At 58.3% G+C, this 20,667-nt stretch carries 24 protein-coding genes; 12 read left to right on the top strand and 12 right to left on the bottom strand.

From position 1 onward, the window contains the following. The coding region (locus ACH2ED_RS12490; protein WP_395091479.1) for a hypothetical protein at positions 1-319 on the top strand (319 nt) is incomplete at its 5' end. Between the two features lie 61 nt (positions 320-380). Here ACH2ED_RS12490 and ACH2ED_RS12495 read toward each other — a convergent pair. Further along, positions 381-689 (bottom strand): hypothetical protein, encoded by a 309-nt coding sequence (locus tag ACH2ED_RS12495; protein WP_395091481.1) that lies wholly within the window; start codon positions 687-689, stop codon positions 381-383. Positions 690-805: 116 nt separating this feature from the next. Beyond that, positions 806-1,399: a FumA C-terminus/TtdB family hydratase beta subunit gene (locus ACH2ED_RS12500; protein ID WP_395091483.1), complete on the bottom strand. Its 594-nt coding sequence runs from the start codon at positions 1,397-1,399 to the stop codon at positions 806-808. A 98-nt stretch (positions 1,400-1,497) separates the two neighbouring features. On the opposite strand from ACH2ED_RS12500, the gene ACH2ED_RS12505 reads away from it, so the two are divergent. The 3 genes from ACH2ED_RS12505 (at position 1,498) to ACH2ED_RS12515 (ending at position 4,165) form a co-directional block, all read left to right on the top strand. Beyond that, complete coding sequence (locus ACH2ED_RS12505) at positions 1,498-1,713, top strand: hypothetical protein (protein WP_395091484.1); 216 nt, start codon at positions 1,498-1,500, stop codon at positions 1,711-1,713. Continuing rightward, positions 1,694-3,070 carry a M20/M25/M40 family metallo-hydrolase gene (locus tag ACH2ED_RS12510; RefSeq protein WP_395091485.1) on the top strand — a complete coding sequence of 459 codons (1,377 nt, stop codon included), beginning with the start codon at positions 1,694-1,696 and terminating at the stop codon, positions 3,068-3,070. The genes ACH2ED_RS12505 and ACH2ED_RS12510 overlap by 20 nt, the downstream gene beginning before the upstream one ends. Positions 3,071-3,268: 198 nt before the next feature. Further along, entirely contained in the window at positions 3,269-4,165 is an 897-nt protein-coding gene (locus ACH2ED_RS12515; RefSeq protein ID WP_395091487.1) for a hypothetical protein, read from the top strand. Between the two features lie 9 nt (positions 4,166-4,174). On the opposite strand, the gene ACH2ED_RS12520 is transcribed toward ACH2ED_RS12515, so the two are convergent. Continuing rightward, complete coding sequence (locus tag ACH2ED_RS12520) at positions 4,175-7,429, bottom strand: ribonucleoside-diphosphate reductase subunit alpha (RefSeq protein ID WP_395091488.1); 3,255 nt, start codon at positions 7,427-7,429, stop codon at positions 4,175-4,177. A gap of 108 nt (positions 7,430-7,537) precedes the next feature. Then, positions 7,538-8,623 carry a ribonucleotide-diphosphate reductase subunit beta gene (locus ACH2ED_RS12525; protein WP_395091489.1) on the bottom strand — a complete coding sequence of 362 codons (1,086 nt, stop codon included), beginning with the start codon at positions 8,621-8,623 and terminating at the stop codon, positions 7,538-7,540. A 239-nt stretch (positions 8,624-8,862) separates the two neighbouring features. On the opposite strand from ACH2ED_RS12525, the gene ACH2ED_RS12530 reads away from it, so the two are divergent. Further along, the gene (locus tag ACH2ED_RS12530; protein ID WP_395091491.1) at positions 8,863-9,432 is read left to right on the top strand and encodes a hypothetical protein; all 570 of its coding nucleotides are present in this window, start codon (positions 8,863-8,865) and stop codon (positions 9,430-9,432) included. A 39-nt stretch (positions 9,433-9,471) separates the two neighbouring features. On the opposite strand, the gene ACH2ED_RS12535 is transcribed toward ACH2ED_RS12530, so the two are convergent. Genes ACH2ED_RS12535 through ACH2ED_RS12570 form a run of 8 tightly spaced genes read right to left on the bottom strand, consistent with a single transcriptional unit; the run spans position 9,472 to position 15,851 of the window. After that, the gene (locus ACH2ED_RS12535; protein WP_395091492.1) at positions 9,472-10,128 is read right to left on the bottom strand and encodes a potassium channel family protein; all 657 of its coding nucleotides are present in this window, start codon (positions 10,126-10,128) and stop codon (positions 9,472-9,474) included. Between the two features lie 9 nt (positions 10,129-10,137). Further along, entirely contained in the window at positions 10,138-10,593 is a 456-nt protein-coding gene (locus ACH2ED_RS12540; protein WP_309697181.1) for an NAD-binding protein, read from the bottom strand. 21 nt (positions 10,594-10,614) lie between these two features. After that, complete coding sequence (locus tag ACH2ED_RS12545; RefSeq protein ID WP_395091494.1) at positions 10,615-11,439, bottom strand: ABC transporter permease; 825 nt, start codon at positions 11,437-11,439, stop codon at positions 10,615-10,617. Next, positions 11,439-12,281, bottom strand: coding sequence for a hypothetical protein (locus ACH2ED_RS12550; protein WP_395091496.1), 843 nt, complete (start codon positions 12,279-12,281; stop codon positions 11,439-11,441). Before ACH2ED_RS12550 ends, ACH2ED_RS12545 begins: the two co-directional genes overlap by 1 nt. A gap of 1 nt (position 12,282) precedes the next feature. Next, positions 12,283-13,755, bottom strand: coding sequence for a serine/threonine-protein kinase (locus ACH2ED_RS12555; RefSeq protein ID WP_395091498.1), 1,473 nt, complete (start codon positions 13,753-13,755; stop codon positions 12,283-12,285). Between the two features lie 2 nt (positions 13,756-13,757). Further along, positions 13,758-14,621 carry a PP2C family protein-serine/threonine phosphatase gene (locus ACH2ED_RS12560; RefSeq protein ID WP_395091500.1) on the bottom strand — a complete coding sequence of 288 codons (864 nt, stop codon included), beginning with the start codon at positions 14,619-14,621 and terminating at the stop codon, positions 13,758-13,760. A gap of 13 nt (positions 14,622-14,634) precedes the next feature. Next, positions 14,635-15,378 (bottom strand): RDD family protein, encoded by a 744-nt coding sequence (locus ACH2ED_RS12565; protein ID WP_395091502.1) that lies wholly within the window; start codon positions 15,376-15,378, stop codon positions 14,635-14,637. A gap of 59 nt (positions 15,379-15,437) precedes the next feature. Further along, positions 15,438-15,851 carry a hypothetical protein gene (locus tag ACH2ED_RS12570; protein ID WP_395091504.1) on the bottom strand — a complete coding sequence of 138 codons (414 nt, stop codon included), beginning with the start codon at positions 15,849-15,851 and terminating at the stop codon, positions 15,438-15,440. Positions 15,852-15,868: 17 nt separating this feature from the next. Here ACH2ED_RS12570 and ACH2ED_RS12575 point away from each other — a divergent pair, with 17 nt between their 5' ends. From ACH2ED_RS12575 to ACH2ED_RS12605, 7 genes are read left to right on the top strand one after another with little or no spacing between them, the layout of a single operon-like run. Further along, positions 15,869-16,801 carry an NAD(P)-dependent oxidoreductase gene (locus ACH2ED_RS12575; protein ID WP_395091506.1) on the top strand — a complete coding sequence of 311 codons (933 nt, stop codon included), beginning with the start codon at positions 15,869-15,871 and terminating at the stop codon, positions 16,799-16,801. 30 nt (positions 16,802-16,831) lie between these two features. Then, positions 16,832-17,740, top strand: coding sequence for a nucleotidyltransferase family protein (locus ACH2ED_RS12580; protein WP_395091507.1), 909 nt, complete (start codon positions 16,832-16,834; stop codon positions 17,738-17,740). A gap of 12 nt (positions 17,741-17,752) precedes the next feature. Continuing rightward, entirely contained in the window at positions 17,753-18,388 is a 636-nt protein-coding gene (locus tag ACH2ED_RS12585; RefSeq protein WP_395091508.1) for a hypothetical protein, read from the top strand. Next, the gene (locus ACH2ED_RS12590) at positions 18,385-18,660 is read left to right on the top strand and encodes a hypothetical protein (protein WP_395091510.1); all 276 of its coding nucleotides are present in this window, start codon (positions 18,385-18,387) and stop codon (positions 18,658-18,660) included. Before ACH2ED_RS12585 ends, ACH2ED_RS12590 begins: the two co-directional genes overlap by 4 nt. Continuing rightward, positions 18,660-19,031, top strand: coding sequence for a hypothetical protein (locus tag ACH2ED_RS12595; RefSeq protein ID WP_395091512.1), 372 nt, complete (start codon positions 18,660-18,662; stop codon positions 19,029-19,031). Before ACH2ED_RS12590 ends, ACH2ED_RS12595 begins: the two co-directional genes overlap by 1 nt. Next, positions 19,006-19,494 (top strand): hypothetical protein, encoded by a 489-nt coding sequence (locus ACH2ED_RS12600; protein WP_395091513.1) that lies wholly within the window; start codon positions 19,006-19,008, stop codon positions 19,492-19,494. The genes ACH2ED_RS12595 and ACH2ED_RS12600 overlap by 26 nt, the downstream gene beginning before the upstream one ends. Then, positions 19,494-20,609: a hypothetical protein gene (locus ACH2ED_RS12605; protein ID WP_395091515.1), complete on the top strand. Its 1,116-nt coding sequence runs from the start codon at positions 19,494-19,496 to the stop codon at positions 20,607-20,609. The genes ACH2ED_RS12600 and ACH2ED_RS12605 overlap by 1 nt, the downstream gene beginning before the upstream one ends. Positions 20,610-20,667: the final 58 nt, after the last annotated feature.

Consider the following 20,667-nt stretch of genomic DNA (forward strand, 5'->3'; position numbering starts at 1 on the left):
TGAGGGGAAACAGGGACGTAAGAACATGACACTGACAATTGAGAAACCAGAGACAGAAGCCCGGCTGATTCGCTTTGCGACATCGCGAGGAATTTCTCCCCTAGAGGCACTTGATGAGCTGCTCGACGAGGTGGAAGAAAACGTTGCCTTGGAGCCTGTGTTTACGGAGGAATTCGCCGATGAGCTACAAGCCATGTGCGACGGCATCGAAGCAGGAACCATCAAAGTCGCACCCTGGGACTCCGAAGCCAGACGAAAGCGCACTGCCGAGCTACTCAAGCGCGAGTTCGGATACGAAGTAGACACAAGCCGCAAGTGATGTGCTCAAGGGTAGGGATTCGGGCAGCGAGGACTCTTAGGAAGCTGGACAAGGAAGGGGGCTATTTTTCCGTCTCAATCTTCCGCAGAAACCAGCCCGATGCGAAGAGAAGTGTTGCCACGAGCAGTAAGACTCCGAGTCCCAAAAGTTCTGGTTGTGAGTAACGAAATCTACCAATGATAATGCTAGCGATTGCACTCAGGCAAATTCCCAGAGCCGCTAGCCACTCAAACCAGGCAGCAATGCGTGTTTGACGAATGCCCAGAAGCAGACCTGTTAGACCGGTGGCTCCTGCGACGAGGAGTAAGGCGAGGTGGACGAGTGGAGTATCGGGGGGCGGACTGGGGTTGGTCTCAAGACTGCTGTTCATCCACACAAACCAACCGCAGAACCCGGACATCAGAAGATTGAGTAGCAGAATAACCCATTCCCCAAGGCTAAGATTTCGTCTGGGAGAGTGGTAGCTAGGGTGTTGCTGTTGCACGGTTATCCCAGCGCCGCCTTCAATCTATCCAGCGAGCTGGCCTGGACTTCCTCGTGCAGAGAGCCGCCGTGGGAGTCCATCGTGACGATGCAGGGGAAGTCTTTGACTTGCAGCACCCAGATGGCCTCGGGGGAGCCGAACTCCTCTTTGAAGTAGACAGCCTCGACACCTAGAATGCACGCGGCATACACTTGCGCCGCGCCGCCGACGGCGTGCAAGTACACCGCACCGTGGCTCTCACACGCTCCGAGGGTCTTGAGGCCCATGCCGCCTTTGCCGATCACGCCGCGCAGGCCGAACTTGGCGATTAGGTCCGCCTGGTAGGGTTCCTCACGGATAGAGGTCGTGGGGCCAGCGGCGGTGATCTGATAGGTTTTTTTGCCGTTTTCCTCGCCCTCCACCACCACGGGGCCGCAGTGATAGATAATCCCGCCGCTTAAGTCCACGCCGCTGGGGAGCGCACCGCCGCTTGCCAGATACTGATGAACCGCATCGCGGCCCGTGAAGAGCCGCCCCGAGATCAGAACCTCATCGCCCGCTTTGAGCTGCCGGATGCTCGCCTCATCCACCGGCGTCGTCAATCTCACCTGTGCCATGAACAAAGTATACCCCGCCCCGTTTTAGTGTGGAATATCGCACAGACGTGTATACCAGCCGAACATATTGCACGTCTAATTCGACAAAGGTTGGGGACATGCACAACGATAAACCAGAAAATCCGTGCCAGGTGGCGCTTCGACTGAGTCAGGACGAGGCAGATGCCTTGCTGAGCCTCTTACTCTGTGCACCAAATACGGATGAAGTCTCGGAAGAGATGGCATCACACCTTCTGCGACGGCTTGTTGAGGCGCAGCGAGCACCCTTGCGTCCCCACACGGTAGAATCGGTGCATGACACCTCCCGCACTTGAGCTGCACCAAGCCCTCCACGCCGCACTTCCCACCGTCCTCGCCGAGCTTGCTGAGCTCATCGCCATTCCTTCCGTAGCCGCCAAGCCCGACTCCCCCCTGCCTCTGTGCGCTGAGAAAGTGGCACAGCTCTATCGAAAGCGGGGCCTCGATGCGCATCTCGTCCCTACCGACGGCGGGCCGCCCGTGGTCTATGCCGAAGATCGCAGCGCCGGAGTGGACGCGCCCACGGCTCTCTTCTATAACCACTACGATGTTCAGCCCGCCGAGCCTCTCGAACTCTGGGAGAGCGACCCGTGGGTGCTGAGGCGCGACGGTGATCTTCTCTTTGCACGAGGCAGCTCCGATGACAAGGGCCATATCGCCTGCCGCCTGCTGGCACTGGATGCGCTTCGGGCGCTTCACGGTGGCGCGTTGCCTGTCAATGTGAAAGTGCTGGTTGAGGGGGAAGAAGAGGTCGCGAGTGTGCATCTGGCCGACTGGATCGAGCGTCATAGCGCTCTGCTCGCCGCCGATGTGACACTCTGGGAGTTTGGGGGGATCAATGCCGCCGGTGAGCCCGAGCTGATCTGCGGCCTGCGTGGGATCGCCACGTTCGAGCTGCGGGCAAGAACAATCGCCCACGATGCCCATAGTGGCGTGGGGGGCACGATCCTCCCAAATGCGGCGTGGCGGCTTGTCCACGCGCTGGCCAGCCTGAAAGACCAGAACGAGCGTATTCTCCTGCCCGGCCACTACGACACGGTGCTCCCCGCCACGGATGCCGATCTAGCGCTGTTAGGAAAGCTCTCCCCACAGATCGAGGAGGATCTCAAAGCGGCGTTCGGAATCTCGGGGTTTCTGGGGGAGGCCACCGGAGCGGAGCTACACCGCCGCGCGAGCTTCGAGCCAAGCTGCACGATCAATGGGTTCTCCAGTGGCTACCAGGGCGCAGGAGTCAAGACCGTGCTCCCTGCTGAGGCAACCGCGAAGCTGGACTTCCGCCTCGTGCCGGACATGGATCCAGCGATGGTGCATCAGAGCCTGCGTGCGCACCTGGATGCTCAGGGATTCACCGACATTGAGGTTGTCTATCTCGGGGGGCAGAAGCCAGGGCGCGTCTCGCCGGAGCATCCCCTGATCCAGCTTGCGGCACAGACGGCGCAGGAGACGTACGGGATCGCGCCCAGCATTGTCCCTCTCTCCCCCGTGACGGGCCCCGTGCATCCCTTTACGGTCGGCCTGCGCCAGCCGATTGTGACTATCGGCTGTGGCTATCCCGGCGCACGGGTGCATGCTCCCAATGAAAATCTTCGTGTTTCGGATCTACTGCGTGGCGCGGAACACACGGTGCGTTTCCTGATGGCACTGGCCGCCTGACCCCGATGGCACTGGCCGCCTGACCCCGTAAAAGTGCGTGTTTTTGGCTAAAAAGCACGTTGGAACCTCTTTCTTGCAGTTAACTGTCCGAAGGGTGGAGGTTTACAAGATGGTAGGGTGTCGTTCTTTGCTGCTAGCCTATCCGGGCTTAGGATTTGTTGCAGGTTGCGCTTCATGACTAGGGGTATACTGTCCAGTATGCGAGCTAGGTGGTGGTTTAGTGTGTTGGCATGCTGGCTTTTGTCGGTGGGGGCGCACGCTCAGGATAAGCTAATCTACTGCAACGAACCGGAGCGGATTCGGGATGCAGGCACCTATGCGGATGCGCGGCTTCTGGCAGGGCAGAGCTACACGGTTTTCTACCACTACCGCAACACCAGCAACGACACCGGCGATTTTGTGGTGCAGCTCAAGAGCCTCACGGATGAGTCTTTTAACTTCAGTTCAAAACAGGGGCTCGCCGATCCCGAGAGCGACCCTCCCAGCGTCGGTCGCCAGGCGATGGCGCGCTACCTACGTGCGCCCGAGAAGCCTGTCTCGGCGGCAAAAGGGGTGGCACGCTTTACCTACAAGCTATCCCATCATCAAGTCGCTTCGGGGATGATGACGATCAAAGCGGACAAGAATATCCGTCTGCGTATCTACTACAAGCACGATAAGTGGGATGCACCCCGGATGCGAACTCTCGTGATTGACTCCCCACGCTGTGAGATCGCGGTTCCTCTGAAGGGTGAGCTTGTCCGCCAGAGCTTCCGTATCGGTCTTCCCGAGCGTGACACCAATAGAACCCGCCTGCGCGACGGCTCCTACGGAATGATCTACTCCTTCAAGATCGCCGCGCCCGAGGGCCGTAAGGTGCGCATTGGCTTTATTCCGCGCGGTGGCAAGGCCGGAATCGTGGGCATGCTCGGTGGCGACTTGATTGTCTCCGAGATCTACGAAGCCTACGAGCGCGGAACCTTCTGCGATGCCATGGTGGGGCCTAAGGGCGAGATCCAGCTCACCACGAGTCCGTTTGGTGGTGTCTTCTATCCCGTCGAACTGACCTTCCAGCTCCTCCCCACCGTCGCGGCGGGGCCGTCGGCGCAGCGGTAACTGGCGCGACTACTGACATGCCTCGCACTCTTCGCCGTTGCGCATGGCCTCAATGGAGCAGGCGAGTGCTTCGGCTTCGGTGAAGACCTTCTTGGCGGCTGCCTCCGCGACGGCGGCATTGGAGCCGGTCTCGCGCATCTTGAGAGAGACCGTGGCCTTCTCGATATTGCTGGCTCCCAGCGTCCGAAGATAGTACGTGGTCTTCAGGCCCGCGTGCCAGGCGTAGCGGTACATGTGCGAGAGCGCCTTCATGTCCGGGGTGCCCAAAAACAAGTTCAGTGACTGGCTCTGGTCAATCCATTTCTGCCGCCGTGCGCCCGCGTCAATCAAGAACTCAAAGGGAATCTGGAAGGCCGTGAGGTACTTCTCCTTGATCCAGGTTGGGATCTCGTCAATGTTGTGCAGGTCACCGTCGAAGTACTTGATCTGGTCCACAATCTCCTGGTTCCAGAGGTTGGCAGCCTTGAGATCGCGCACTAAAAAGGAGTTGAGCACCACGAAGTCGCCGGAGAGATTCGACTTCACAAAGAGGTTCTTGTACATCGGCTCGATACAGGGCGACGTTCCCATGATATTGGCGATAGTCGCCGTCGGGGCGATGGCAAGCACGTTAGAGTTGCGCATGCCCTGCGTCTGGATCTTGGTTCGAAGCGTCGCCCAGTCCAGCTTGCCGCCACGCGCCACTTTGATCTCGACGCCGCGCTCTTTTTCCAGCAGCTCAATGGTGTCGGGCGGGAGCATCCCCCGGTCCCACTTGCTGCCCTTGAAGCTAGAGTACGCGCCGCGCTCGGCGGCAAGGTCGCTTGATGCCTCGTAGGCGTAGTAGGCGACTGCCTCCATAAACTCATCGTTGAACTCGATGGCCTCTTGAGACGCAAACGGGATGTCTCTCTTGTAGAGGGCGTACTGAAGCCCCATCACACCCATCCCGACCGGACGATGGCGCTTATTAGACGTCTCGGCAGGCTTGGTGGGATAGTAGTTGATATCAATCACATTGTCCAGCGCTCGAACGGCTATTTGTATTGTTTCTTTTAGTTTAATATGATCAATTTCGCCGTTAGAAGTGAGGTGATTATCCAGAATAACGGAGCCAAGATTACAAACAGCAGTCTCTTCGGGGCCAGTGTTTAACGTTATCTCGGTGCATAAATTACTACTATGTATAACTCCGACATGATCCTGAGGTGAGCGGACATTACAAGGGTCCTTAAACGTGATCCACGGGTGGCCGGTCTCGAAGATCAGCTTGAGCATCTGCTTCCAGAGCTCGATGGCCTCCACTTTCTTGCCACTCAGCTTGCCCTCATCCACCAGCTTCTCGTACTCGACATAGCGCTTCTCAAACGCCGAGCCAAAGAGATCGTGCAGGTCGGGGGTATCGGAGCTGCGAAACAGGGTCCACATCTCACGCGCTTCCATGCGCTTCATGAACAAGTCCGGAATCCAGTTGGCCGTGTTCATGTCATGGGTGCGGCGGCGCTCATCGCCGGTATTTTTACGCAGCTCTAGGAAATCAAAGATGTCATTATGCCAGACTTCAAGATAGGCACAGCCAGAACCAGCCCTCTTACCTCCTTGATTGACAGCTACAAGCTGATCGTTATGCATTTTAAGGAAAGGAATAACGCCTTGAGACTCTCCATTGGTTCCTTTAATGTGACTTCCGGTTCCACGGACGGCTGTCCAAGATCCTCCAAGACCTCCAGCCCATTTAGAGAGGAATGCATTCTCTGCAATACCACGAATCATGATAGATTCGATACTGTCATCCACTTTATACAAATAGCAGCTACTTAATTGCGAGTGAAGCGTGCCAGAGTTAAATAAAGTAGGTGTAGAGGAGCAGAATCTCCGGCTCTTATACATCGTATAAAGCTCTAATGCATGTTGTTCTTTATTTTCTGCATCGGCGTAGAAGAGGCCCATCGCGACCCGCATCCAGAAGAACTGTGGCGCTTCTAGCCTGCGGGGGCGCTTGCCGGTCTTGTCGGTGATGAGATAGCGGTCGTAGAGGGTCTGGAGGCCGAGGTAGTCGAAGTCTAGGTCGGCGGTCGGATCGAGGGCGGCGGCGAGGCGGTCTATGTCGTAGCTCAGGATATTGGGAGAGAGGCGCTCGATCTGCACGCCGTAGTCGAGGTACTGCTTGAAGGCTTTCTTGTGCGCCTCTTTGAGGCCACCGATGCCATCGCGCACAATGTCCCAGGTCAGGGTCTCCTCGTAGATATAGGTCAGCAGAATCCGACCCGCAAAGAACGAGAAGTCCGCATCGCGCTCCATGAGCATCTTGGCATTCAGAACGATGGTTTTATTGAGATCCTCGCGGCGAATATCGGCACGAATCGAGCGGCGTAGCTCGGCCTCAATCTCACCCGCGCTCAGGCACAGATCCAGCCCAATCGAGGCAAACTGGATGCGCTTTCTAAGATCCTCGCCGTCCCAGAAGTTACTCGTGCCATCGTCCTCGGTGACGGGGATCAGGGCGAACTGCGGGTCGGGCGCGTTACTGACACTCGCCTCGGAGGCGCGGAACATCATGCGCTTGGCGCGGTAGAGGATGTAGTCCTCAGCCACTTTCATGTAGCCGCCCAACACCAGCTCCTCTTGCACCAGGTCCTGCACCGTCTCAATGGGAATGTAGGTCATCCCAAGACCTCGGGCGCGCTCGCTCACGCGGCCCGTGATCTGCGGGGCATTGTCGGACTCCATCTTCATGGAGAGAAACGCCTTGCGCACCGCCACTTCGATCTTATCCTGGTTCCACGGCACGACCTGGCCATTGCGGCGGATCAGGCGCATCTGCTCGGCGGGGATGGTGTTCTGTGAGGTCGGAAAGCTCGTGCGCTGCATCACCAGCGCCTTGGCGACTTCGTAGGCACCTTTCTCGATGAGGGCGGCCTCGACCAGCACGGACAGATCGTAGTCGCTGAGTCGTGCCCCGCGTCCGTTGTCGCCCAGCCGGGAGAGCTTCTCCACCACACGCGTGGTGGTGTCGCGCACAAAGCTGCGGTTCGCGTCCGTGTTGACTTCCTTGGTGCCCCGTGCGAAGTTAAAGGTCACCAGCGCATCGCCCACGATCTGCGCCGCGATCTCAGGAGCAAAAGTCCGCTCCGCATCCTTGCCCACGAGCCGCACCTCAAGCTCGGGCAGGCCTAGGTCACGAACCGCTTCCAGTCCATCGAAGTACGGTTTCTCATCGCTAGGCAGCAGTGCCGCGCGCTTGATCTCAAGATCGCGCAAGATTTCCGGTAGATTAATTGTCATAATTGCATGTCCTACCCCCTGACCCCCGCCCGGCGGGGGGACAAATAGGAAAAGAGATTTTTCCTCATATCCCCCCCGTTGGACGGGGGATGGGGGGCTTATTAATTTTTATAGTTCGTCGTCGTTCACTTGGCTGAGCGAGCTGGATTTCTGGTACTCGGTGACGCGGCCCTCGAAGAAGTTCTGCTCTTTCTTGATGTCCATCAGCTCCGCCAGCCAGGGGAGCGAGTTGGTAATGCCCGGATTAGTGGGAGGAAGACCGACTCCCTCCAGGCGACGGTCCGCGATAAATTCTATGTACTGCTCGAACTCCTCCGACGAGAGCCCGAGGCCCGCTACGGGGAGGCAGTCGCGGATGAAGGCTTTCTCCAGGGTGACGGCTTCCTGCATCAAGTCCACCAGCTCCTGCTGGAACGCGGACGTCCAAATGTCCGGGTTCTCCTCGATCAGCCCGAGGAATAAATTCCGGAAGACCTCGATATGGTTGGACTCATCGCGCAGGGTGTAGCGAAACATCGTCCCGATTCCCGTGAGCTTGCCCTGGCGGTACAGCGAGAGAACCATTCCAAAGAGGCCGTAGAACTGCGTGCCTTCCATGCACTGCCCGAAGACAAAGATATTTTTTGCCAGGAGCTGCTTATTCTCAAGAAGTGTCAGGTCCAGGTCACGGCGCAGTGCGTAGGAGACGCGCGTGACGAACTCGTTTTTCTTGCGGATCGTCTCAATGTCATCAAACATCGCCTCGCACTCGTGGGGGTCAATGCCCAGCGAGCTGATCATGTAGAGCAGCGAGTCGGCGTGAATATTCTCCTCATGGGCATGACGACCCAGCACCAGCTTCAGCTCGGAGGCCGTGACCAGCTCACGAACCACGTGCTGAATGTTATCGCCCACAATGCCCTCGGCGGCGGAGAAGTACCCAATCGCCATGCGCACGATCCAGCGGTCAATGTCCGTGAGGGCGCTATCGCTGCGCCACTGCTCGGCATCGCGCTGCATGGGGATGTCTTCCGGCTCCCAGTGATTGGCCTTCATCTTCTGGTAGAGATTGTAGGCCCACTGGTAGCGCAGAGGGAGCAGATTGAAGGTCATGGTCTCACGACCATTGATCACACGCTTAGCCGCGAGGGCTGCCTGAGCCTTTTCCTCATCGAGAATAAATGTCTTACCACCAAGAGTGTACGTGGTCTGCATGCCTCTGACTGACTTTCTTAACACCCCTCCGTTTGCTTGCCTGGGGGTGGTGTCCCAAATTTCCGGGGACGCTATATGTAGTGGACGAGGTTGATTATACGCCCCACATATGGGGCTGTCAACGCTTTTTTGAGTGAACTTACGAGCAAACATATAGTATTTTAAAGGCAAACATAATATCAAACGTTTGCTTATAAATTGAGTTGACAAAACTGCTGTTTGCCGCTTATAATTGCCTTATGTCTACTCAGCTATTTGACGAAGATGCGCCCGCTGTGACCGCTCCCAAGAACGGTCGCTCCGTACGAAGCACCCCAGCTCCCAAGCCCGAAATCGCTCTCACGGATCCCTTTGATGAGGAGCCCGAGGGGACTCCCGGTGTGCCTGAAGAGGTGTCTCCTGTGGCTGTTGCGGAGCCCATCACGCCCGTTTCTGATCCTGAGCCAGTTCCACTTCCTGTCGCCCTGGAACCCGTTATCATTCCTGAACCCGCTGTGGTGCCTGTGCTACGCCGTCTGCCAGACGAGCGACAGAGCCTGACACTGGCCCTAAAAGTGGGCGGTTGTGCGGGGTTGGTCATCGTGGGACTCTTCGAGGATGGCACGCCGGGCGAGGTGCTTTTGCTCCTACGAAGCGCCCCGGCTGGAGCAAGTGTGGCACTGGAAGCGTTTGCCGCGACCCTGACCCTGGCGCTGCCCTACGGCATCCCCGCAGGCGTGCTCGCCAGCCAGCTTCTCGCACTTCTCCCTGAGGGCAACGCCCGCGAGGCCGCAGCGTCTATCGCCGCTTCCTTGAGCGCCCGGTTTTAACTGAACTTCACGGGGCTTTAACCGAACGCACGGGGCAACCTACGCGGCGAAAACGCCGTGTAGGTCGGGTTCTTGATCCTGCTGAACGAGGGTCAGCACGGTGTCGCCCACTTGGAGGATGGCATTCGGTGACGGAAGCATACCCTTGTCGTTGCGCAGGATCGCGATGATATGGGCATCGCCCGGGAGCGCGATCTCGCCAATGGAGCGGCCCACTACCGGAGACAGCTCAGAGAGCTCAATGGAGACGATCTCAAGATGGCCCCGTGCCAGTGCTGCGACGGGGATGAGGTGATCCACCTCGATCTCTTGTTCAATCAAGTTGAAGATCAGCCGGGTCGCCGAGACCGTCGTGTCAATGCCGAGCTGGGCAAAGAGCGCCTCGTTGGCGGGGGAGTTGACGCGCGCGATAGTGCGAGTAATCCCAAAGCGCTGCTTGGCCATCTGGCAGACGATTAAGTTATCTTCGTCCTCGCCTGTCGCGGCCACGATCACATCCGCACGGGCAAAGCCCATCTCCTCCATGACACGCGCCTCGCAGCCATCGCCCTGCTGCACCACCTCACCAAGATCTTCCGCGAGTCGCTGGGCACGCGCTCTCTCTTTTTCCAGAAGAAGCACTTCGTGGCCCGCGCCCACCAGGTCTTTTGTCAGGTAGTAGCCCACATTACCGCCGCCAATGATAATCACATACATTTCTGAGAGCTACACTTTCTGAGCGGCATCGAGATAGCTGTCAAGCTGTGCCATAAACGCATCGGGCCGTCGCCCTTCCACCAAGTCGCAGAAGAGCCCCGCCGAAGTCGAGGTTGTGCAGAGGGTCTGAATCCCCATCTCGGCATAGACCGCCGCCCGCGACGGGTCGTAGATGCGGGTGAAGACCTGCGGGACATTGAAGATGCGCTTGGCGATCTGTGCCGCCATAATATTGCGGTTATCGCCATCTGTGACACTGATAAAAGCATCGGCCCCTTCGATCCCCGCACGCTTTAAGACATCCATGTCCGTGCCGGGGCCCACTATTTTTTGTCCCTTAAACTTACTGCCCAGCCGCCGAAACGACTCTGAGGTGCGGTCCACGACCGTGACATCGTGGCGCTCGATAAGAAGCCGTGCCAGGGTCGAGCCCACGCGGCCACAGCCAACAATTACAACTTTCATAACGCTAGATTGTACCCTATTTCACAAATCCCGCCTGCCAAAGACAAGTGCACCCACCAGGAAAACCAGAACAACATAGCCCGCAATAAAGGCAAAGTCAGTAGGCATCGGTTGCTGGCCCGGAAACGGACTGCTCAGTGTAATTGTCTTGCCGTCGAGTGACGGAAACGGCCCCAGCAGCTTGGTTGTCCAGCGTGCCATCCTGCCAATCGGCATGGCGTAGCTCGCGGTGCTGGCAAAAATTCCGAGCGCCTGAATCGCAAACGTCCGCTCCAGAAACCGCAGGAGCCCCTCCGCCCAGCCGATCCCCGCCGCCATCACCGAGAGCCCAGCGGCCAGAGGGAACGCAGTGAATGTCGAAAAACACAGTGCCAGGCTGGTAAAGACCACGGGATAGAGCGCTAGGCACGGCAGAGCCGCAAAGAGATTACGGTGCGAGTGCGCGGGGTCACGAAGCGTGGCAACCGCAAATAGCACGAGTGCCCAGAGCAGCAGGCTCCCCAGAACAAACCCCAGAATCCCCAGCCACTTGCCCGCGTAGACCGCCGTGCGTGTGAGTGGCTTGGGCAAGATCGTGCTCAAAACACCGCGGTCTATTTCTGAGGAGATCGCCCCCGAGGCGAGCGCAATGCCAAAGACGGCTCCGAAGAACTTTAAGATATCCGTGCCCAAAAAAATATAGAGCCCGATAAAGATCCGGTCGGCTTGCTCGCGAGGCAGTAGGAGCAGGCGTCCCGTGAGGGGCACAAAGCCACCGAGCACCACGAGCACCGCCACGAGCAGAGACAGCCAGCCCGCACGGCGGCGGAGAGCTTCTTTGAGGGTGAGTCTGGCAATGGTGAGCATTATCCCCCCGGGGCGAAGGGATTGTTGTCATGCGCGTACTGCGTCAGATAGCCCTGCGCCTCGGTGGCCGCTGCCGAGCCGGGAGACTTGCCGACCACCTCACTCCAGAGCTGGAGTGCGCGGTTGATATTGCCCTCCCGGTAGGCTGTGTTCGCCTGCCTCAGCAGGCCCTGGGCCTCCTGGGAGTTTCGGGCATTGGCACTCTCGAAGTCCGCTGCCTTGAGGTTCGGTGTGCCTGGTGCGGCGCGCTTGGGAAACTGTGTCGTTCGATCCGAGGGCGCGACGGCGGTTGACGGGCCACCGGGGGCGCTACTGTCAAGAATCCGGGCGACCACATCGTACTCCGCCCTGGCCTGTGTGTCGTCGGGCTTGAGATCCAGCGCTTTTTTGTACCAGCGTAGCGCCGCCGCAAGATCGTTGCGGTTTTGTGCCGCATGGCCGAGCTCACGGTAGCTCCAGCAGCCACCGTCGGTGGCTTTCTTTAGAATCTCATCCGTGTTGGACTTATTTTGTGCGACGCGCTCAAAAGCCGCCGCCGCGGCCTCGTAGCTCTTGGCGGCGTAGAGCGCGGCGGCCTTGTTGTAGTCGTCGGTTCCCGTGGCATAGCCCATCTGGGTACTGGCGCTCTTAAACGCACGGGTCAGTGCCAGCCCACCCCCGACTAAAATACCGCCGATCAAAACCACCGCCAGCACCCAGCCAACGGTGCGCGATGTGCTCCCCGCCGACGCTTCCCACTGCGCCTGCATTGCCGGGGGCAGGGTGAGCGGCGTTCCGCAGTGACGGCAGCTTGGCTCGCCTTTTTTGAGAAGATTTCCGCACTGCGGACAGGCCCACTGCATTTTATTGTCCTCGTTTGATCGCGCCACCAAATAAGTCCGTGTGGCCACTGGCATCGTCGTAGAGGCGCTGGGCTTGTGTGCCGACCTCCGTGCCCACTGCCCGCTCCTTGGCGAAGTAGAACTGCTGGGCTGCCTCGCTGTAGCGGTTCTGGTTCAGGAGCTGCTGGCCGTTCTGGATCGCCTGATTCGCCTCACGAAGCTCCTGCTCAGAGGCTTGCCGCACTTGCGGCGAAACTGTGGGAGCGCCTCCCCCTCCGGTGCCCGACGAAGAGGACATGCCGCCGCCAAGCTTATTTCCGAGAGCTTTATCAATAAACTGATCAAGTGGGTTTTTGGCTGCGGTTTGTTGCCCCCCGCCTCCTGATCCCGATGACGGGGGAGTCATGCTGGGACTTTGCGTTCCCAGCATGGTCTTGGCGAGCAGGAAGCCGATAATGACGAGTGCCGCGCCGCCCAGTGCGCCCCAGAGCCAGGCGTAGCTGCCACGGGTTTGCACGGGAATGGGCGCAAAGGCCATCACTCCTCCGCTCTGAGCTCCTCCGCTGGGTGGAGGCAGGGGAGGCTGGATCGGCGCGGCTCCGAGCTGCGTCGCCGCGCCGTACTGAACGGTGGCATTAACAGGAAAAGCTCCGAACGCTCCGGTGCGGTTGGCGGCGGCGAAGACTCCCGTGCGGCTCTGGGCAACGGCTTCGAGGGCCTCACGTAGCTCGTAGGCGCTGGTGAAGCGCGCATTGGGGTCTTTCTGCGTCGCACGCTGGATCACGGCCTCCAATGCGGGCGTCGCGCCGGGTACAGGAGGAGTCGGGTCGTTGCAGATATGGTAGGTGATGGTCACTACCGAGTCGCCGGTGAACGGCTTGCGCCCCGCTGTCATCTCCCAGAGCAAGATTCCCAGCGCAAAAATATCCGAGCGGGCGTCAATAGGGAGACCCTTGATCTGCTCGGGCGACATGTAGCTGGGGGTGCCAAATATCTGTCCGGCCACGGTAAGCGCCGACTCCGAGAGAATCCGTGCGATCCCGAAGTCTGTGAGTTTGATGTGGTTATTAGGGAGCACGTGCACGTTATCGGGCTTGATGTCTCGGTGAACGATCCCCGCTCTATGTGCGTAGTCGAGCGCGTCGGCGAGGGCGATGCCGATGCGAACCACTTCCGTGAGAGGCAGGGGGCCATTGGCGGTGAGGCGCTCCCGCAGTGTCTGGCCCTCCAGATACTCCATCGCAATAAAGTAGCGCCCGGCATCTTCCCCGACCTCGTGGATGGTGACGATATTGGGGTGGGAGAGCTGCCCGGCGGCACGTGCCTCGCGGTAGAAACGCTCGATCCGATCCACACGTGCGGCTCCGGCGGCATCCGGGGCAAGCGCCAGCTCCTTCACCGCCACCCGTCGCCCTACCTGAGGATCCTGCGCCTCATAGACAATGTCGTTGGAGCGCGCGATCTCTCGAACGATCTTATAGCGTCCGAGCTGCATCGCTAGCTCTCCCCTTCACTTGCTGAGGTAATGGAGAGAACTTTGAGTAAGACGACGGTGCTATTGTCCTTGCCACCTGCATCATTGGCGGCATCCACAATATCGAGTGCTGCTTTTGAGAGGCTTTTATTGCTCATCAGTGCCGCCAGAGCATCTTCGCCCAGATAGCCCGTGACCCCATCCGTGGCAAGCAGCAGGATATCTTCCGGGAAGAGCTTCTCCGTGAGAATATCCGCGTCCATCCCATCGCCCATTCCAATGGAGCGCGTGATCACATTGCGGTACGGGGATTTTTCCGCCTCTGCACGGCTCAGAGCGCCGCGCCGGACTTGCTCCTCGACCCAGGAGTGGTCGGTCGTGAGCTGGCGAATGCGCTCTCCCTCGCGTAGCAAGTAGGCACGCGAGTCTCCGACATGGGCAAGGGTGAGCATATCATTTAAGACGATGGCGACCACCATGGTAGTTCCCATGCCATTTTTTGCGCCCATGTTGATCGCTGCCTGGGTGATGAGCGCATTGGCATCGCGCAGGGACTGCCGGAGCGCCTCGCCCACTTCCCCCACAACAGGCTCTGCAAAATAAGAACGAATGACGGTCTTGAGTCCCGCCTCAGACGCCACTTGCCCGGCGCTGTGCCCGCCCATTCCATCTGCGATGGCCCAGAGCCTGCCACGAACTGCCTGAGTGGGGGCGTCCTCGGGGAGGAAGAAATCAAACTTGTCCTCGTTGTTCTCCCGGACGCGGCCTATGTCCGTGCGCGCGGCGAAGGCCAGCTCAGTGTGGTACGTGGGCCGACAGTCCGCAAGCTGCGCCCAGCCTCGGGCAAGCTCCTCGGTGTCAAACTCGGCGGTGGTTTCGTCGGCCATGGTGTCTCCTGGACTAAGTCGTGTCTTGGTAGCGGTAGGTTACTGTCTTTGATAGTTTATCGTGCCACGTCTCATTGTTCTTGTCCCAGAGTGCCCAGAGATAGCCCAGCCCTAGGAACAGCAAGGAGAAGTGCTGGGCAACGGCGCGGCTCAGTGCCTGTTGCGTGGTGATAATGGTGCCGTCTTCCTCCAGCACGATAATGTCCGCGACACGCTTGCCGACTGTCTGGCCGCTCATCCCGACTGTGAGTGTGTGGTAGGTCAGTGTGGCAGCAGGAAGCAGTAGCCAGAAGATCCAGAACATGGGCTGACGGACATTGCTCAGATAGACGTAGGTGCTCATATAAAGTGTCCCACCCGAAAATGACGCTAGGAGCACTGCCAGCACTCCGGCAAACGCTAGCGTGAGCACACTGTCTATCAGAAAGGCCAGCGCACGGGCACCCATCGAGGCACGCGGGGCGTCCTCACTCCCCACATGCACCACGGGAACCGCCTCGTAGTCTTCGTCGTGCTCGTGGGAGATAGCTCCCTCTGGCGCGCAGCCCTCACAGAACGCAATCTCACTCAGTAAATACGCACAACGATCACACAGCCGTGAGGCACAGGCATTGCAGCTTGTTGTCGCTTCACGGTTCGCATGATTGACACACGGAATCTTGCCGATCATACTCGGGTCAATTAAGTCGCGCAGACACTTGCTGCACTTGATTTTCCCCGGTTGATTTGCTGTGCCACAGTGGCGACAGACAACCATAAGTCTCAGCCTCCCCCTCGAATTTTCTTATTTTGCCCGAGACAAGGGCATACCGCAAGCTATATTCTGCGCTGAAGATAGGCATTGCTCTGTGCATTGCCCGAGGCGCGATCCGCCCAGACCTCCAGCGGGCTGGCATCGTGGCCGTTCTGGGGGAAGATCAGATAGCCCCAGGCGTAGCAAAGCAATGTCAGCGGTAGATACAGCGGCCCTAGAATTCGCCCCTGAAGGGCATGAACCAGCTCGTGTCGGTAGATCCTCTCCGAGAGCTTCCGTGAGCAGAGTACCACATCGCCGATGCACATCCCCGAAAAGTAGCGCCGCCCAAAGCTCTGAGCGATCCAGCCGCCGTTTACCACAACGACGCGGTTAGCGCGATCCCAGGAGTAGCTCCCGCCCAGCCCGAAAAACAGCCCAATGAGCGTATTGGGCAAGCTCCAGAGATGTCCTAAGAGAAGGAGAATAGGGCGCATGACGGGAAAATCCTACCATGCAAATTGTTGTCACCGCCGCTTATGCCTATGAGCACGAAGAATATGCCGAGCTCGTGCAGCTTCTCCCTGAGTTTGAGCTGACCTCTAAGCTCACTGCGGATGCACCGGTTTTGTGTGTCACGTCGCGTGATTTCATGACGGCAGAACTGCTAGACAGCCTGCCCGGAGTGAAGCTCATTGCGACGCGCTCAACCGGATTTGAGCACATTGATCTCATGGCGGCGCACGCGCGAGGCATCACGGTCTGCAATGTGCCGCACTACGGCGATCACACGGTGGCGGAGTTTGCCTTTGCGCTTATGCTCATGGTGCAGCGTGGCCTACGTCACAGCCTCAAAGACGCAGAGGAGGGCCGCTTTCCCTTCGGAAGCCAGCGTGGTTTTGATCTCTTTGGGCAGACACTGGGCATTATCGGCACAGGGCGCATCGGGCGGCGCACAGCGCAGATCGGGGTGGGATTTGGAATGACCGTGCTCGCCCACGACATCGCGCCACTCCCCGACGAAGCCACGCGCGTTGGTTATTCGTATGTTGGCTTGGAGGAGCTGCTGTCCCGCGCCAATATTCTCACGCTCCACGTGCCGCTCACTGCTAGTACCCACCACTTAATCGGCGCGGCTGAGCTGGCAAAGCTGCGGCGTGGTGCGGTGCTGATCAACACGGCACGCGGTGGCGTCGTGGATACCAGTGCCGTCCTCGCGGCCCTCGATTCGGGGCAGCTCTCCGGAGCGGGCCTCGATGTGCTGGAGGACGAGGAGCGCATCACGGAGATCGCGCCGGGCTACCTAGCCCGCTTTCCCAGCCTCATTCTCACGCCGCACATGGCCTACCACACCACCGGCGGCGTGGCCCGCATCCGCCAGACCACCGCCGATAATATTCGGGCTTTTCTTGGAGGAACGCCTCAGAACACGGTTTCGCTTTCGTGAGTAAGTTACCTGTGTGGTAAACTTATGTTCATGACCACTCGCGAGCGCTACGAAGCGGCGATTGCTTCGCTCTCGGAAAAGCTCCAGCGCGATAGATGCGTGCTGGCAGCCGTTCTCTTTGGCTCCTTGGCCTACGATGAGGTCTGGGAGAAGTCCGACATTGACTTGATCGTGATCGGGGAAGAGTCTGTGAAAGGCGCGAGTTTCACGCTGCTTGAGGAAGGCATCTCGGTACATGCCTCCCTGATGACCCGATCGGCGTTTCGCAAAGAGCTGGAGGGGGCGCTGATGGGCTCGTTCTTTAGCTCGGTGCTGCCCCGCAGCCGCTTGCTCTTCACCAAAGATGAGTCGCTCGCGCTGCTCTGGGAGAACGCCGGGCCACTGGGGGAGCGGGATAAGCAGGCACAGCTTCTGCGCACCGCCACCGCCTGCCTGCCGGTCTTGACCAAGGCGGAAAAATGGCACAAGGTGAAGCGCGACTTTCACTACACGGCGTTTTATCTGCTCCAGACCGCGCTCCAGCTCGCCTACGTCGAAGTCATCGCCGCCGGGCAGAGCCCGGGTCGCGAGGTGATCCAGCAGGCACTCAAGCTCAACCCTGAGTTCTTTACGCGCATCTACACGGATGTTCTCGATGGCCCCAAGACCGAAGAAGCTCTCGGTACAGCGCTAGAGTGGATTGATGCCTACCTGACCGAGCGTATCCCCCTTTGCTTTTCGCCGCTTCTCGACTGGTTAGAAGGTGCCGACGGCCCACGTTCTGTTCGCGAGCTTTCCACTTATTTTGAGCGCAACTGGCACGCGGAGCACCTCGACCTCGCCTGCGACTGGCTCGCCGACAAAGGCATTCTTCAGCGCGTCGGTATCCCCTTGCGCCTCACCAAAGATAGCCGCGTGACGATGGATGAAGCAGGCTATGTCTACGTGGGCAGAGACTGATAAAATCCTATCATGCACTACACCATCCCTGAGAGCGTCCACAACTTCCGCGACTATTTCAAGCTTCGCGCCTCGCCTCGGGAAGTGGCGGAGGCACTGGGCTACACGTTTATGGTGGATACGCTCGCGTTGCCTCGAACCGACGACGAGCTTCCCTGGGCGGAGCCGCTTCGGGAGCGGCTGACGCAGGCGCAGCGCAGTTTTTCCCTGGTTAATGAGACCGAGCGCCGCGAGCTTCTGCTGGCCCCTATCGTCTTTGAGTTGGGAAGTCGTTACCCGATCTCCGTCCGCTGGGAGTACGATATTCATGCCGGACCACAACTCAAGGGAACACTAGACTACCTCTTGGAGGCACAGCGCCGCTTGCTCGTGGTCGAGGCCAAGCAGGCCGATCTCGTGCGTGGCTTTCAGCAGCTCGCCGCTGAGCTTGCCGCGCTGGATGTGCTTACCCCCCCCGAAGTTCCTGTGCTCTACGGGGCACTCTCCGGCGGCGACACCTGGCGCTTTGGGGTGTTGAATCGCGCCACTAAGACCATCTCCCAGAGCCTCACCATCTTGCGCGTCCCCGACGACCTCACCGAGCTTCTCCAGACACTTCTGGGGATTCTGGCTATCAACACAGATATAGAAAAGGAAAATAAAAGATGAGTATTGTTCTGGAGCTATCTCCCGCTGAAGAGGCAGTGCTGAGCCAGGCCGCTACTGCTCGACAGATGGATGTGGTTAGCTACATTCGTGAAAAGGTTTTTATGCCTGAAAAAGACGAACCTCCCCTCGAAGAAACGATTCGCTTTTTGCAAGAGGAAGGACAGCGTGCGATCAGTGAAGCACAGCAAAAATTGATGGAGCAAGGCATTGGCTACGTGACCGGCGATGAGACCACTGTCAAAATCCATTTGCCAAATAAACAGAGAAAGTAATGCTTCATCGCCTCCTCCTCTTTGCTGGGCCAAATGGCTCTGGCAAGAGTACGCTGACCACATTAGCAACTTTGAAACACTTTGGTATTCCCAAAGACCGCTACATTAATGCTGATGAGATTGCAGTCTATCTCGCGGAGAACTTTCCTGAGATGAGTCAGGAGGAACGAGAACAAGGTGCATTTCGTAGAGCGCGTTGGTTGCATCTGAACTATCGATCCACGAAACAGTCTTTTGCCTTCGAGACTGTTTTCTCCCATCCGAGCACACTTTTGGATATGCAGCTCTGCAAGACTGCCGGGTTCGATGTTGTGGTGATATTTGTGACAAGTTGTGGTGATATTTGTGACAACACGAAATCCCGAGATTAATGTAGAGCGAGTTGCGGGGCGCTTTCTGGCGGGAGGCCACAATGTGCCCGTCGAGCGCATCCGTAACCGCTACCAGCGAGCCATGGCCCTCTTGCCACGCATCCTTGAAGAAGCAAGTCAGTGGTTCATTTTTGACAACAGTGCCACGACCCCTGAGCTTGTTGCCTCTTTTGATGGAAACACTCGCACCGACCATGCCCTTTCCCTATTTTGGGATTCGCATCTGATTAAGCCATTGGAACAACGCGAACAAGATCGTTGGCGACCTTATCCTGAAACATTTACCCCTGACGAAGCCAATGGAAAATACTTAGGAGAAATTACGATGGTCGGGGCCCACTATATCCTTCAGACAATTGAGAGTCGGCGGATTCGCCATGATCGTTTGTTGCTTCGGGCGGAGCTTTCCGAGGGGCAGAGTGTGACGATCAAGTACAAAGACGGGCTGGGAGAAGTTTTATAGTGCGAGAGACAATTTTGATTCGGGGCGCGCGGGAGAACAATCTCAAGAACATCACGGTGGAGATTCCGCGCGATAAGTTGATCGTGTTGACGGGCCTCAGTGGCTCGGGGAAGTCGTCGCTGGCCTTTGACACGCTCTATGCCGAGGCGCAGCGGCGCTTTATGGAGTCGCTCTCAGCCTGGACACGGCGGTTTGTACAGCAGCAGAGCCGCCCGAAAGTGGACGCGATTCTGGGGCTCTCGCCCGTGATCTCGATTGAACAGAAGACCATCACTAAGAACCCACGCTCAACCGTCGGGACAATGACCGACATCGGGGATTACTTACGTCTGCTCTACGCCACCAGCGGCGAGGCGCACTGTCTGCGCTGCGAAAACACCATTCCTACTGTCAGTCTAACCCAGCTCTCCGAGCATCTGCTGGCGCTCCCCGACGGTACTGCTGTGGAACTCTGTGCGCCGGTCGCGAAAGTCTACGACGAGGAGTGGAGCTATCTGTTCACCGAGATCCGCACTAAGGGCTGCCGCCGGGTTCGCATCAATGGCGAGCTGCGCGATCTCGCCGACGAGCTGGCGTTGGACGAAGAGGCGCAACTTGAGGTTGAAGCCGTCGTGGATCGGGTAATTGTCAAGCGCTCGCAGGCGAAGCAACTCCTTGTGGCGCTTACTGATGCCGCCAAGCTGGGCGAGGGCTTTGTGCGCTGCCGCTTTGAGGACGAGGTGACCGAGCAGCGTTTCTACGCGGGCTTTGGCTGCCCTGAGCACCGGCTGACATTTGTGGAGCGCGAGGGCTGGTTCTTCTCGTTCAACGAGCCCGAGAGTGCTTGTCTGACTTGCTCCGGGCTAGGAATCTATCTGCGGGTGCACACTGGTCTGCTTGTTCCCGATCCATCGCGCTCGATTCTGGGCGGCGCATTTGTCAAAGAGGCGTTTAATGTTGACAAGCACAACAACAATGGGCGCATTTTGTGGGGGCTGGCGGCACACTATAACTTCTCGCTGGAGCTGCCGTTTACGGAGCTGGCCGAGCCTATCAAAGAGATCCTCTTCTGGGGTACCAAGGGCGAGGAGATCACGCTAGTACAGCTCGGCACAAATTTTGATAATATTAGGTAGTCAAAACCTTCCCGGTATAAGTCCAACGAAATGGCTTAGCCATCGTCGCGTTAAAGTA

The sequence above is a fragment of the Armatimonas sp. genome, from assembly GCF_043757465.1.
Lineage (GTDB): Bacteria > Armatimonadota > Armatimonadia > Armatimonadales > Armatimonadaceae > Armatimonas.

Bases quoted from the DNA above. Each gene is read 5' to 3' on its own strand.
- ACH2ED_RS12500 (WP_395091483.1), bottom strand. From the start codon at position 1,399: ATGGCACAGGTGAGATTGACGACGCCGGTGGATGAGGCGAGCATCCGG.
- ACH2ED_RS12575 (WP_395091506.1), top strand. From the start codon at position 15,869: ATGCAAATTGTTGTCACCGCCGCTTATGCCTATGAGCACGAAGAATAT.
- ACH2ED_RS12525 (WP_395091489.1), bottom strand. From the start codon at position 8,623: ATGCAGACCACGTACACTCTTGGTGGTAAGACATTTATTCTCGATGAG.
- ACH2ED_RS12520 (WP_395091488.1), bottom strand. From the start codon at position 7,429: ATGACAATTAATCTACCGGAAATCTTGCGCGATCTTGAGATCAAGCGC.
- ACH2ED_RS12580 (WP_395091507.1), top strand. From the start codon at position 16,832: ATGACCACTCGCGAGCGCTACGAAGCGGCGATTGCTTCGCTCTCGGAA.
- ACH2ED_RS12530 (WP_395091491.1), top strand. From the start codon at position 8,863: ATGTCTACTCAGCTATTTGACGAAGATGCGCCCGCTGTGACCGCTCCC.
- ACH2ED_RS12510 (WP_395091485.1), top strand. From the start codon at position 1,694: ATGACACCTCCCGCACTTGAGCTGCACCAAGCCCTCCACGCCGCACTT.
- ACH2ED_RS12590 (WP_395091510.1), top strand. From the start codon at position 18,385: ATGAGTATTGTTCTGGAGCTATCTCCCGCTGAAGAGGCAGTGCTGAGC.
- ACH2ED_RS12535 (WP_395091492.1), bottom strand. From the start codon at position 10,128: ATGTATGTGATTATCATTGGCGGCGGTAATGTGGGCTACTACCTGACA.
- ACH2ED_RS12495 (WP_395091481.1), bottom strand. From the start codon at position 689: ATGAACAGCAGTCTTGAGACCAACCCCAGTCCGCCCCCCGATACTCCA.
- ACH2ED_RS12515 (WP_395091487.1), top strand. From the start codon at position 3,269: ATGCGAGCTAGGTGGTGGTTTAGTGTGTTGGCATGCTGGCTTTTGTCG.
- ACH2ED_RS12595 (WP_395091512.1), top strand. From the start codon at position 18,660: ATGCTTCATCGCCTCCTCCTCTTTGCTGGGCCAAATGGCTCTGGCAAG.
- ACH2ED_RS12570 (WP_395091504.1), bottom strand. From the start codon at position 15,851: ATGCGCCCTATTCTCCTTCTCTTAGGACATCTCTGGAGCTTGCCCAAT.
- ACH2ED_RS12505 (WP_395091484.1), top strand. From the start codon at position 1,498: ATGCACAACGATAAACCAGAAAATCCGTGCCAGGTGGCGCTTCGACTG.
- ACH2ED_RS12560 (WP_395091500.1), bottom strand. From the start codon at position 14,621: ATGGCCGACGAAACCACCGCCGAGTTTGACACCGAGGAGCTTGCCCGA.
- ACH2ED_RS12555 (WP_395091498.1), bottom strand. From the start codon at position 13,755: ATGCAGCTCGGACGCTATAAGATCGTTCGAGAGATCGCGCGCTCCAAC.
- ACH2ED_RS12540 (WP_309697181.1), bottom strand. From the start codon at position 10,593: ATGAAAGTTGTAATTGTTGGCTGTGGCCGCGTGGGCTCGACCCTGGCA.
- ACH2ED_RS12550 (WP_395091496.1), bottom strand. From the start codon at position 12,281: ATGCAGTGGGCCTGTCCGCAGTGCGGAAATCTTCTCAAAAAAGGCGAG.
- ACH2ED_RS12545 (WP_395091494.1), bottom strand. From the start codon at position 11,439: ATGCTCACCATTGCCAGACTCACCCTCAAAGAAGCTCTCCGCCGCCGT.
- ACH2ED_RS12585 (WP_395091508.1), top strand. From the start codon at position 17,753: ATGCACTACACCATCCCTGAGAGCGTCCACAACTTCCGCGACTATTTC.
- ACH2ED_RS12565 (WP_395091502.1), bottom strand. From the start codon at position 15,378: ATGGTTGTCTGTCGCCACTGTGGCACAGCAAATCAACCGGGGAAAATC.